Genomic DNA, 10,354 nt, shown 5'->3' with positions numbered 1-10,354 from the left:
AGCCCCGCGCTTCATCGTGCGCCGCGGGTAGGCCAAGTGCAAGCAGGATTCGTGTTTGATTTGCACCAACCCAATATGCGTTCTGCGCGGCTTGCGTTTGCGCCTGTCCAGACATGAATTTCGCTAGGGTCTATGCCTGCTGCCAGTTGTTTGCGGGCCGTGGCGCGCTTCTCGCGAGCGTCTGCGAGGCTGGTATCGGGGTAGATGCCCAGCGCCAGGCGCCTTTCCTTGCCGTTGACTCGGTACTTGAGCCGCCACAACTTGCCGCCTGCCGGCGAGATTTCCAGATACAGGCCGCCACCATCGAACATGCGGCGGGGTTTGTCGGCGGGTTTAGCCTTGCGGATCGCGGTATCGGTGAGCATGGGGGCATCCTCGCTGGGGGCATCACCATGACCTGGATGCCTCATGCCCCCGGAAATGCCCCTATTTAGGGGCAGATTGCAATGGATGCTCTTGGACGGGTCTAGACAAGAAAAAGGCCAGAACCTTTGCTATTGCTAGGGTTTCTGGCCTTTTTTGGACTGCGTTGGAGCTTGAATTGGTGGAGGTGGCGGGAGTCGAACCCGCGTCCGAAGGCGTTTGACGCCCGGTTCTACATGCTTAGCTCACCGTTGGGTCTCGTCCTGCAATAGCACGGTGGGCAAAGCGCACCGCAGGACCAGCCTGCTTGATTTGACCTCCGGGCCGACAGGCAACAGTCCGGAAGCGGTCCCGCGTGGATGACCCTACACCGGCCCGCACGGGCACAGATCGGTTCGGGGCTTACGCCTTAAGCGGCGAGAGCGTAATTGCTGTCGTTGGCAATTATGAGTTTTGCGGCTGGTTTAACGAGGAAAGCTGCCCCCTCGGCATGCACCAAGCCATCGCACTACCCCCGTCGAAGCCATGACACCCCCGGGGAAAGCATGTTGGCAAGAATCAGTATATAGGCGATCCGTTCCGGTTCAAGACATTTGTCCAGGCGGGCAGGGCGGTGTTCAGGCGGTCGGGTTGCCGGCGCGCAGGATGCGCTGTTTCTCGCGGTTCCAGTCGCGCTGCTTCTCGACCTCGCGTTTGTCGTGGTCCTTCTTGCCCCGGGCAAGGCCTATTTCCAGTTTCACCTTGTTGCCTTTCCAGTACAGCGCGGTCGGGATCAGGGTGTAACCCTTGCGCTCGACCGCGCCGATCAGCTCGTCGATCTCGCGGCGGTTCAGCAGCAGCTTGCGGGTACGACGGTCATCGGCCAGCACGTGCGTGGAGGCCGAGATCAGGGCCGGGATCGAGGTCCCGAACAGATAGATCTCGCGGTTCTTGATGATGGCGTAGCTGTCGCCGAAATTGATGCGCCCGGCACGCAGCGACTTGACCTCCCAGCCTTGCAGGGCGATGCCGCACTCGAAGCGACGGTCGATGTGGTATTCGTAGCGGGCGCGCTTGTTCAGCGCGATGGTACCCCCGCCCTTGTCCGATGATTTGCCCTTGTTCTTGGCCATGTTCGCTAGACTGTAGGGGTGCCGCCGTACAATGGCAGCTACCGGAATGAATGAGGAGCCCGTGGTCCAGATCCGTCGCAGCGCGCTGGTGCGCTTTACGCCAGAACAGATGTTCGACCTGGTCAATGATGTCGAAGCATACCCAAAGCGCTTCCCGTGGTGTGTGGGGGCGTCGATCCTTGAACACCATGAAAACGTCATGGTGGCACGTCTGAATCTGCGCCTGGCTGGTCTGAGACCGAGCTTCACGACCCGCAATACGGGTCATCGCCCCGAGCGCCTGGACATGCAGCTGGTGGATGGACCTTTGCGCAAGCTGGAAGGGGGCTGGACATTCACCTCGCTGGGTCAACAGGGGTGCAAGGTCGAGCTGAACCTGGATTTCGATGTTGCCGGCGGTCTCGGAGCTGCAGCGCTTCGTATGGGATTCCAGAGCCTTGCCAACCGCATGGTGGATGATTTCTGCGCCGAGGCCGAACAGGCATATGCCTGAGTCGATTACGGTCCAGGTGGCGTACGCGTTACCTGAAAGCGCTTATTGCTCAAGCGTTTGTCTGCCGGAGGGTTCCTGCGTGGCCGATGCACTGGCCGCATGCGATGTGAACCAGGTGTTTCCGCAGATGGACCTGGATCGGATGCCAGTGGGTGTCCACGGGCGAAAGGTCAAGCGTAATCGATTACTGCACGATGGCGATCGTGTCGAGATCTATCGTCCGCTGCAACTGGATCCCATGGAGGCCCGGAGGCGCAGGGCGCATCGAACCAAACACTGAATCAGCTACCACCCGGCTGCGGTGCGCCGCTGTTGTGATTCTTGTCTCCGCGAGGACCCTTTGTTGGCTCCTCGACATGGTATTTCTTGGCCTGGTTCAGAAGCTCCTGTTCCTTGGTCGCATTCTGGCCGTAGTAGTGGCCTTTGATACGGGCCAGTGCGCCCAGTTTGAAGTAAAGCGTCATGGCGTGGATGGTGGGCTTGTGACCCTGCATGTACATCGTATTCACATAGTCCCAGCGATCATGGTTGAACGGGGATGTAATGGCTGGGGTGCCCAGCAGTACCGCGACCTGACGCTTGGTCATGCCGATCTTGAGTTTGTCCACGGTTTTCTTCTGAAGCAGGTTGCCCTGCTGCACGGCGGGCTTGTAGACCAGTCCGCAAGCGCTGATGGAGGCTGCAAGGGTCGCCAGGACCAGTGTGCGAAAGAGCGTTTGCATGGGCTGTGGATCCGGTTGGAGCTAAAGGGGCAATGATACACTAGACGTCAATTAGCACATGGCGCGCTTGCGCTGGCAGGAATCCCTCATGAACCAGGAAACCCAGGAGCTGCGCAAGGCCGGCCTCAAGGTCACGCATCCGCGTACTCGCATCCTGCACTTGTTCGAGGAGTCCCCGCAGCGGCACCTTACGGCCGAGGACATCTATCGCAGGTTGCTGGAGAACAAGGAGGACATCGGTTTGGCCACGGTCTACCGCGTTCTTACACAGTTCGAGGCGGCCGGCATTCTGGTCAAGCACAATTTCGAGGGCGGCCAAGCCGTCTTCGAGCTTGATCGTGGCCAACACCACGACCACATGATCGACATAGACAGCGGCAAGGTCATCGAGTTCGTCAGCGACGAGATCGAAAAGCTGCAGCACGAAATTGCCAAGCGCCATGGCTATCAGATCGAGGATCACAGCCTGGTGCTGTACGTGCGCAAAAACCGGGGCTGAGAGAACCCGTCATCCTGGGCGCAGGGGATGTGATGCTTCGGCGGCACATTTTCCGTAAACGAAAAAGCCGTGGAAGAACTCCATGTTCTTCTCACGGCTCAGACCGGCACAGGTCGTGATGGCATCAGTCCGGACGCGCATCAGGTCACTGAACCGGCAAACCCGGATCCTTCCGGGTTGTTGAGCCAATCGTCCCCACGACCGACTCGAACCGCCGCTGTGCGGCGACTCCCCCACATCAACGTGCTTGAGCTTAATGATCCATGGATAGGCTGAATATGGGAAAAATTCTTACGTCCATTCATAACATAAAAATTACTTTTTTTTTCAATAATCTACACAAAAATAATTTTTTGTACTAATGGTTCGAGGTGCTGGCAGGAAGCAGAATCCGCAGGCGTGTGCCTCGCGCGACGGGGTAGATACGGAAGATCCCTCCCAATGCTGTGACCCGGTCGCGCATGCTCTGCAGACCATGACCGCTACGTTGATCATGCGGGTGGATGCCAAGGCCGATGCCATCGTCCCTGAGGTCGATGAGCACCACACGACCACTCTGGCGTATCCCGCTGCGTAATCGCAAAGCGAAGTTTTCGGCCATGGCGTGTCTGACGGTATTGGTAGCCGCTTCCTGGACCACACGGTAGACCGTGGTACGCGTATCCTCGTCAAGGTCGCGCAGGTTGCCCTGCAATTCGACGCTGTATTCGATGCCTGCCGTCTTGAGCAGGTCGCGTATCGGTCCCTCCTCGAGTGCCCGGGCAAGACCGAATTCGTCCAGTACCGTAGGCCGCAGGCTGTTCAGGAGGCGACGTACGGCAGCGCGCATGTGGGCAAGGATATCGTTGATCGAGGTTTCGACATCCGCCAGGCCAGCTTCACGCAGACGGGTCTGGGCCAGTTTCACGCGCGTCTGGATGGCGGTCAGGTTCTGGCCGAGTTCGTCATGCAGTTCGGCCGCCACATGACGACGTTGATGCTCCTCGGTGCGGAGATTGCGCCGTGCTGCGTCGCTGAGCTGACGTGCGAGATGGTCCAGGCGCCGATTGGCGCCTTCCAGACGGGCGTTCTGTACGGCCAGGCGACGACTGCTTCGGCGCAGTGCATCGGAGGCTGATCCGAGAACCATTGCGCCAGTGCCCGCAACTGCCAGGAACAGCAATGATTCGGAGGAGGGTGGGTGGTGCAGGTCGACCTGAGTGAAAAGCATCATCCCGCAGTTGACCACCAGCATCGAGAAGATCGCTCCGCGCCAGCCATTGCGAAAGGCGAAAAGCAGCACTGGCGCCAGCGAAAGGATCCGCGCAAATCCTGGCAACGGGGGCGAGCTTTGCAGCATCACCAGCAACAAGGCCAGAGATGGGAGCAGAACCAGCAGGGTTTCCAACATGGTGCGGACAATATCTCTACGCTCGGGAAAATCACGAGTCAGCATGATCAGCAAGGGCGCGATCAGCAGGCAGCCCAGGTATTCATGCATCAGTTCGCCACCGATCGCTCCACCGATTCCGCCCAGGGCCTGCATCGGGTGAAGCAGCTTGTTCAGGCCCCAACTCACCAGTGTATTGGCGAATGCAACCAGCAGCGCAGCAGCCAGCAATCGAGCCACATCTTCCGGCGTGCGAAGCGAGGCCTTGAGCCCGAACCGGCGAAGCACCAGCACCAGGCCTGCAACCAGCAGCACATGCGGCGCCTGACCAAGCAGGAAGTCCAATGTCTCCAGCGACATGCCGTAAAGACTTGTCAGGTGCTGGATGTCGGCCAGCCATTCGGAAGCGATCAACCAGGGCCAGTAGCGCGGTCGGACAAGCATCAGCACGCTGAAGCGAAGCCCCGGAAACACTAGCCAGTTGGGTTCTGCATAGGTCAGCAGAAGAAGCCAGATGGCGAAATAGGCAGTTCCCAATACAGGGCCGCGGGTGCGGAGGGGCATACGTCTGAGCATGGCAGCAGAAGTGTACATGCGGGCACTATCGAAAGTAGTTTCCCCAATGGTTCATTTTGGCGCTAGAGTTTTCTCATGTATCGAATCGTTCTGGTCGACGACCATGCCATTGTCCGTGAGGGCTTCAAGAGCCTGATCGAGATGGAATCCGACATCGAGGTGAGTGCGGAATGCCGCAACGCCGATGAGGCAGTGGAAGCTGTAGCTCAGATTGCTCCCGATCTGGTGGCATTGGACCTTTCCCTGCCGGATGCCAGTGGACTGCCCCTGGTGGAGCACCTGATCAGTATTTCTCCGAACACCCGCGTGGTGGTGCTGAGCATGCACGAGAGCGAACCGTATGTTTCCGAGGCGTTGCGGCGCGGTGCCAGCGGGTATGTCACCAAGGGTGCCGCTCCTGAGGAGCTTGTGGCCGGCTTGCGTGCGGTCATGGCAGGCAAGCAGTTCATCAGCTCGGATATTGCGCGTCGCCGTGCCATTCGGCCAAGCAAGGAACTGGACCCATTGCATCGACTGACCGCACGCGAACGCGAGGTGTTCCTGCTGCTTGCCGAGGGCAAGACACCGAAACAGACTGCGGCCGCTCTGGGCATAGGGCAGAAGACGGTCTACATTCATCGTGCAAACCTGATGGGCAAGCTGGGCGCCGGTTCCGAACTGGACCTGTATCGCCTGGCCATTGAGCGCGGATACCTGAAGGCCTGACGCTCAGCGAGAGGGCCATGGAGTACGACAGATGATCAAACAGATGAAGGATCTTCCGGCCGGCGTAATCGGCTTCACTGCGCACGGGGAGGTCACGGCGGAGGACTATGAGTCGGTGATCGTGCCCGACATCGAAGCAGTGTTCACGCTGAACGACAAGGTCCGGTTGCTGTATCACTTTGCCGAAGATTTCACGGGTTTCGAAAGCCGTGCGTTGTGGGACGATGCCAAGCTCGGTCTGCGCCACTTCACGGGATTCGAGCGGGTCGCGGTGGTGGCCGATGTCGAGTGGATGCGGCAGGCCGTTCCGGCCCTGGGTGCGCTGATGCCCGGAGACTTTCGCGCCTTCCGTGCAAATCAGCTCGACGCAGCACGTTCATGGATTGTCGAAAGTCTGCAACAGCACTGAAAGCGCCACCGGCATTTGCTATCCTCGCCGCCCTTGCCTGCAAGCGTGCGGGCGTACACTTGTATGGATGTCATCATGATCGAGATCAATCCAGTCCTTGCGCAAATCACCGACCTCACGGGCCGTGTCGATGCGCTCAGGGGGTTTCTTTGACTACCCGGGAAAGCGCGAACGCCTGGAAGAAGTAACCCGCGAGCTGGAGGTGCCGTCCGTCTGGGACGACCCTTCCCGGGCACAGGACCTGGGCCGTGAGCGTGCCCGTCTGGAGCAGATCGTCAGCGAACTCGACACGCTCGCAAACGGACTTTCCGACAGTGGCGAGCTGCTGGATCTGGCGGCGGCGGACAGTGACGAAGCCACGCTGGCCTCGGTCGGGGCCGATATCGCCAAGTTCGCACGTCGCGTCGACAAGCTCGAGTTTCAGCGCATGTTCTCCGGCGAAATGGACACCAATAATGCTTTTGTCGACATCCAGGCCGGCGCCGGTGGCACCGAGGCCCAGGACTGGGCCGAAATGCTGCTGCGCATGTACCTGCGCTGGTGTGAGCACCGCGGCTGGAAGACCGAGCTGCTGGAGGTTTCCGGTGGTGAAGTGGCCGGCATCAAGTCGGCCGCCATCCGCGTGGAGGGCGATTACGCCTACGGCTGGCTGAAAACCGAGATCGGCGTGCACCGTCTGGTGCGCAAAAGCCCGTTTGATTCGGACAATCGGCGCCACACCAGCTTCACCTCGGTATTCGTTTCACCCGAGGTCGATGACAGTATCGACATCGACATCAACCCGGCCGATCTCAAGACCGACGTCTACCGTTCGTCCGGCGCCGGTGGCCAGCACGTCAACAAGACCGAGTCGGCGGTGCGCATCACGCACCTGCCCAGCGGCGTGGTCGTGGCCTGCCAGACCGAGCGCAGCCAGCACGCCAACCGCGACCGCGCCATGAAGATGCTGGCCGCAAAACTCTACGAGCTGGAAGTGCAAAAGCGCAACGCCGAGAAGGATGCGCTGGAAGCGACCAAGTCCGATATCGGCTGGGGCAGCCAGATCCGCAACTACGTGCTGGACCAGTCACGGATCAAGGATCTGCGCACCGGCATCGAGCGCAGTGACACGCAGAAGGTGCTGGACGGGGACCTGGACGAATTCGTCGAGGGCGCGCTCAAGTCCGGCCTGCAGGCCGGGGCCAAGCGCAGCGACGCGACGGCCTGAAAAAATCGCTCCTGCCGGAGCAGGAGCGAAGTACCTCGATCACGCTCAGTTCTGGTCGGTCAGGTCGGGTCGGTATTGATAGATGGTGTAGTCGTGGCTCTTGATGGACGTCCCGAACTTCTGCATCAGGGCCTGCGCCGCCTTTTTGCCACCCAGCGACTTGGCCAGCACTTCCATCATGCTGGGCTTGGACTCGGCCATCCCTTCCAGGGACTTCATCGGTTCGACGATGTCCATGCCACCTTTGCCGCCGATGAGGTAGCTGATGCTGTAGCTGTAGGGCCACTTGGCGTCGCTGACGGCCTTTTGCACCTTGTCCAGCACGCTGCGCACGGTGGCGCCCGTGCCCGGTATGAAGTGATACGTGGTCACGCTGAAGTACATGTAGTCCTTGCTGGGCGTCCAGTGCGTGTGTGGGTTGTCATCCTGGCTGAAATAATGCGCCTCCCGGCTGACGTACTCGCCCAGGTGGGAGCCGCTTGCGTCGTTCGTGTGGGCCTGATCCCAGGTTTCCTCGGCCTGGATCTCGCTCCAGGTATGCCCTTCCGAGCGCACCACGTAGTACCCCAGATCACTGCCCACGATGGGCTTGTACACGGACCACGAGAACGGGTCGCCCTCACGCTTGCGCCAGGCCGCGTATTGCTTGATCGCGGCTTCGAACTTCGCGGACTGCCCATCCTTGACCCAGAGTAGCCACATGCCGGTAATGTTGTTTTCCGTTTTCTTCGGAGCTGCCTCCTTGGCGACCGCGGTCTGTGCGCTCACGCACACGACAACGACAGCCAGCAACGTAAGTAGTGCCGACTTAAGGTTCCGTAAAGTCATGGTTGTACCTCTTTCAATAGAGGTGACTCGCCGCAAAATCCCCATCGAGCCGGCGGCGAGGCATACACTTATACTCCCGAGAAATATGTGAGGCAATTCACAAAAAAACCTCCTCAGGCTGTTTATGGCCGGGCCTGACGCGAAGTTTCGCCGATGGCTTTGTGAAGCGGACGGCCTCGAATACACTGCGCAGTTACTGCGTGCACGGATACCCCGATGACTGCAACACGAAATCCCGAAGATGCTCCGGCTTCCGGCCCGGACATTGAAACGGCGCCCGAAGTCGACCCGAACCGTCTGATTGCCGAGCGCCGTGAAAAACTCGCCGCGCTGCGCGTGCAGGGTATTGCCTATCCGAACGACTTTCGCATCGACCGATTTGCCGGTGATCTGCAGACAGAGTATGCCGACCTCGAGGTGCATACCGCCGAGGCCATCGAGGCTGAATCAGTCCGGGTGAAGATCGCCGGGCGGATCGTGCTCAAGCGTGTGCAGGGCAAGGTCAGTTTCGTGCAGCTGCAGGATTTCACGGGCCGGATCCAGCTGTTCGTGCGGCAGGCGACCGTGGGTGATGTCTACGATGCGTTCAAGGGCTGGGACGTGGGCGACATCGTCGGTGCCGAGGGTGTCCTGATGCGTACGCGCACGGGAGAACTGTCGCTGCGCGTCGAACAGATCCGGCTGCTGAGCAAGAGCCTGCGACCGTTGCCCGACAAGTTTCATGGCCTGAGCGACGTGGAACAGCGCTATCGCCAGCGCTACGTCGACCTTATCGTCACCGCGGCCTCACGTCGCACGTTCGCATTGCGCTCGCAGATCATCGGCTACATCCGGCAATGGCTGGAAGCGCCCGGACGTCGTTTCATGGAAGTTGAAACGCCCATGATGCATGTGATCCCGGGTGGTGCGACCGCGCGGCCATTCGTCACCCACCACAACGCGCTGGATATGGACCTGTACCTGCGTGTGGCGCCGGAGCTGTACCTGAAGCGCCTCGTGGTGGGCGGTTTTGATCGGGTCTACGAGATCAACCGCAACTTCCGCAATGAAGGCGTATCGACCCGCCACAACCCCGAATTCACCATGCTGGAGCTGTACCAGGCTTATGCCAGTTACCACGAGATCATGGACCTGACCGAGGGCATGATCCGCGACGCTGCAGAGCACGTGCTTGAGACCACTGCGCTGACCTGGGATGGGCAGGACATCGATGTCGGTCCGGTCTTTCGTCGCGTGCGGATGGACGATGTGGTGCTCGAGGCCAATCCGCAGATCAAGCGCGAGGAGATCCGTGATCGCGAGGCCATGGCCAAGCACGCCCGTCAGCTGGGTGTGACGGTGAAGTCCGGCTATGGCTGGGGCAAGCTGCTGCTGGAGATTTTCGAGAAGACGGTCGAGGCGGACCTGGTGCAGCCCACTTTCATCACTGACCACCCGGTCGAGGTCTCTCCGCTGGCCCGCGAGAGCGACACCGACAAGGGCATGACCGATCGGTTCGAGCTTTTCATCGGCGGCAAGGAGATTGCCAACGGCTTCTCCGAGCTCAATGATCCGGAGGATCAGGCGGCGCGCTTCAGGGCCCAGGTCGAGGCCAAGGATGCCGGTGACGATGAAGCCATGCATTACGATGCCGACTACATCCGGGCACTCGAGGTTGGCTTGCCCCCGACGGGCGGTCTTGGCGTCGGCATTGATCGTCTGGTCATGCTGCTGACCGGCTCGTCCTCGATTCGCGACGTGCTGTTGTTTCCCTACATGCGCCCGCAGGCGGGCTGACACCCTGTTTCACTCGATCACGGCAAAGGTTTGATTTTCATGTGGTATGTCATCCGCGGTACCGACCATCCGGACAGTCTCGATAAGCGCAAGTCCGCGCGAGCAGCACATCTGCAGCGGCTTCAGGCGTTGCAGGCACAGGGCCGCCTACGCCTGGCGGGACCCTTTCCGGCCATCGACTCGCCGCAGCCTGGTCCTGCCGGATTCAGCGGCAGCCTGATCGTCGCCGAGTTCGATTCCCAGCAGGCTGCGCAGGCATGGGCCGATGCCGACCCCTATGTAGCTGCGGGGGTGT

General features: G+C 60.2%; 13 protein-coding genes and 1 other RNA gene. 8 read left to right on the top strand and 6 right to left on the bottom strand.

The features are described 5' to 3' along the window. Positions 1–11 precede the first annotated feature (11 nt). The 3 genes from PF446_RS07625 to smpB form a co-directional block, all read right to left on the bottom strand. Positions 12–365 carry an Arm DNA-binding domain-containing protein gene (locus tag PF446_RS07625; RefSeq protein WP_298070765.1) on the bottom strand — a complete coding sequence of 118 codons (354 nt, stop codon included), beginning with the start codon at positions 363–365 and terminating at the stop codon, positions 12–14. Between the two features lie 177 nt (positions 366–542). After that, positions 543–899, bottom strand: a transfer-messenger RNA (tmRNA) gene (gene ssrA / locus PF446_RS07620). Between the two features lie 81 nt (positions 900–980). Then, positions 981–1,475 carry an SsrA-binding protein SmpB gene (smpB, locus tag PF446_RS07615; protein WP_298070764.1) on the bottom strand — a complete coding sequence of 165 codons (495 nt, stop codon included), beginning with the start codon at positions 1,473–1,475 and terminating at the stop codon, positions 981–983. Positions 1,476–1,536: 61 nt separating this feature from the next. Here smpB and PF446_RS07610 point away from each other — a divergent pair, with 61 nt between their 5' ends. Both PF446_RS07610 and PF446_RS07605 read left to right on the top strand, forming a co-directional pair. Beyond that, a complete protein-coding gene (locus PF446_RS07610; RefSeq protein ID WP_298070766.1) occupies positions 1,537–1,968 on the top strand; it encodes a type II toxin-antitoxin system RatA family toxin in 432 nt (143 codons plus the stop codon). Continuing rightward, positions 1,862–2,248: an RnfH family protein gene (locus PF446_RS07605; protein WP_343224663.1), complete on the top strand. Its 387-nt coding sequence runs from the start codon at positions 1,862–1,864 to the stop codon at positions 2,246–2,248. The genes PF446_RS07610 and PF446_RS07605 overlap by 107 nt, the downstream gene beginning before the upstream one ends. A 1-nt stretch (position 2,249) precedes the next feature. Here the strand turns inward: PF446_RS07605 and bamE are convergent, their stop codons facing one another. Next, positions 2,250–2,690: an outer membrane protein assembly factor BamE gene (gene bamE / locus PF446_RS07600; protein WP_298070760.1), complete on the bottom strand. Its 441-nt coding sequence runs from the start codon at positions 2,688–2,690 to the stop codon at positions 2,250–2,252. Positions 2,691–2,778: 88 nt separating this feature from the next. Here bamE and fur point away from each other — a divergent pair, with 88 nt between their 5' ends. Next, positions 2,779–3,189: a ferric iron uptake transcriptional regulator gene (gene fur, locus PF446_RS07595; protein ID WP_298070758.1), complete on the top strand. Its 411-nt coding sequence runs from the start codon at positions 2,779–2,781 to the stop codon at positions 3,187–3,189. Between the two features lie 358 nt (positions 3,190–3,547). On the opposite strand, the gene PF446_RS07590 is transcribed toward fur, so the two are convergent. After that, complete coding sequence (locus tag PF446_RS07590; RefSeq protein WP_298070757.1) at positions 3,548–5,122, bottom strand: MASE1 domain-containing protein; 1,575 nt, start codon at positions 5,120–5,122, stop codon at positions 3,548–3,550. Between the two features lie 87 nt (positions 5,123–5,209). Between PF446_RS07590 and PF446_RS07585 the strand changes: the two genes are divergently transcribed. The 3 genes from PF446_RS07585 (at position 5,210) to prfB (ending at position 7,455) form a co-directional block, all read left to right on the top strand. Continuing rightward, positions 5,210–5,839, top strand: a complete 630-nt coding sequence (locus tag PF446_RS07585; RefSeq protein WP_298070755.1) for a response regulator transcription factor — start codon at positions 5,210–5,212, stop codon at positions 5,837–5,839. A 31-nt stretch (positions 5,840–5,870) separates the two neighbouring features. Then, positions 5,871–6,248 (top strand): STAS/SEC14 domain-containing protein, encoded by a 378-nt coding sequence (locus PF446_RS07580; RefSeq protein ID WP_298070753.1) that lies wholly within the window; start codon positions 5,871–5,873, stop codon positions 6,246–6,248. 75 nt (positions 6,249–6,323) lie between these two features. Then, positions 6,324–7,455, top strand: a protein-coding gene (gene prfB, locus PF446_RS07575) for a peptide chain release factor 2 (RefSeq protein ID WP_298070751.1) whose coding sequence is annotated in 2 segments (ribosomal slippage) — positions 6,324–6,398 and positions 6,400–7,455 — 1,131 coding nt in all. Because the reading frame shifts where the segments join, the coding sequence is not laid out codon by codon here. 45 nt (positions 7,456–7,500) lie between these two features. Here the strand turns inward: prfB and PF446_RS07570 are convergent. Further along, entirely contained in the window at positions 7,501–8,283 is a 783-nt protein-coding gene (locus tag PF446_RS07570) for a hypothetical protein (protein WP_298070750.1), read from the bottom strand. Positions 8,284–8,499: 216 nt separating this feature from the next. On the opposite strand from PF446_RS07570, the gene lysS reads away from it, so the two are divergent. Further along, a complete protein-coding gene (lysS, locus tag PF446_RS07565) occupies positions 8,500–10,059 on the top strand; it encodes a lysine--tRNA ligase (protein ID WP_298070748.1) in 1,560 nt (519 codons plus the stop codon). A gap of 39 nt (positions 10,060–10,098) precedes the next feature. Further along, positions 10,099–10,354 (top strand): YciI family protein (locus PF446_RS07560; protein ID WP_298070747.1); only part of this gene is annotated, 256 nt, incomplete at its 3' end.

Source organism: Oleiagrimonas sp. (assembly GCF_027858935.1).
GTDB lineage: Bacteria > Pseudomonadota > Gammaproteobacteria > Xanthomonadales > Rhodanobacteraceae > Oleiagrimonas.
The sequence above is the reverse complement of the archived record's forward strand: the minus strand, read 5'-3'. Positions and strand labels throughout refer to the sequence as shown.

Excerpts from the sequence above, each read along its gene's own strand:
- smpB (WP_298070764.1), bottom strand. The coding sequence starts at position 1,475 with ATGGCCAAGAACAAGGGCAAATCATCGGACAAGGGCGGGGGTACCATC.
- PF446_RS07570 (WP_298070750.1), bottom strand. The coding sequence starts at position 8,283 with ATGACTTTACGGAACCTTAAGTCGGCACTACTTACGTTGCTGGCTGTC.
- PF446_RS07585 (WP_298070755.1), top strand. The coding sequence starts at position 5,210 with ATGTATCGAATCGTTCTGGTCGACGACCATGCCATTGTCCGTGAGGGC.
- PF446_RS07605 (WP_343224663.1), top strand. The coding sequence starts at position 1,862 with ATGTTGCCGGCGGTCTCGGAGCTGCAGCGCTTCGTATGGGATTCCAGA.
- fur (WP_298070758.1), top strand. The coding sequence starts at position 2,779 with ATGAACCAGGAAACCCAGGAGCTGCGCAAGGCCGGCCTCAAGGTCACG.
- bamE (WP_298070760.1), bottom strand. The coding sequence starts at position 2,690 with ATGCAAACGCTCTTTCGCACACTGGTCCTGGCGACCCTTGCAGCCTCC.
- PF446_RS07590 (WP_298070757.1), bottom strand. The coding sequence starts at position 5,122 with ATGCCCCTCCGCACCCGCGGCCCTGTATTGGGAACTGCCTATTTCGCC.
- lysS (WP_298070748.1), top strand. The coding sequence starts at position 8,500 with ATGACTGCAACACGAAATCCCGAAGATGCTCCGGCTTCCGGCCCGGAC.
- PF446_RS07580 (WP_298070753.1), top strand. The coding sequence starts at position 5,871 with ATGATCAAACAGATGAAGGATCTTCCGGCCGGCGTAATCGGCTTCACT.
- PF446_RS07625 (WP_298070765.1), bottom strand. The coding sequence starts at position 365 with ATGCTCACCGATACCGCGATCCGCAAGGCTAAACCCGCCGACAAACCC.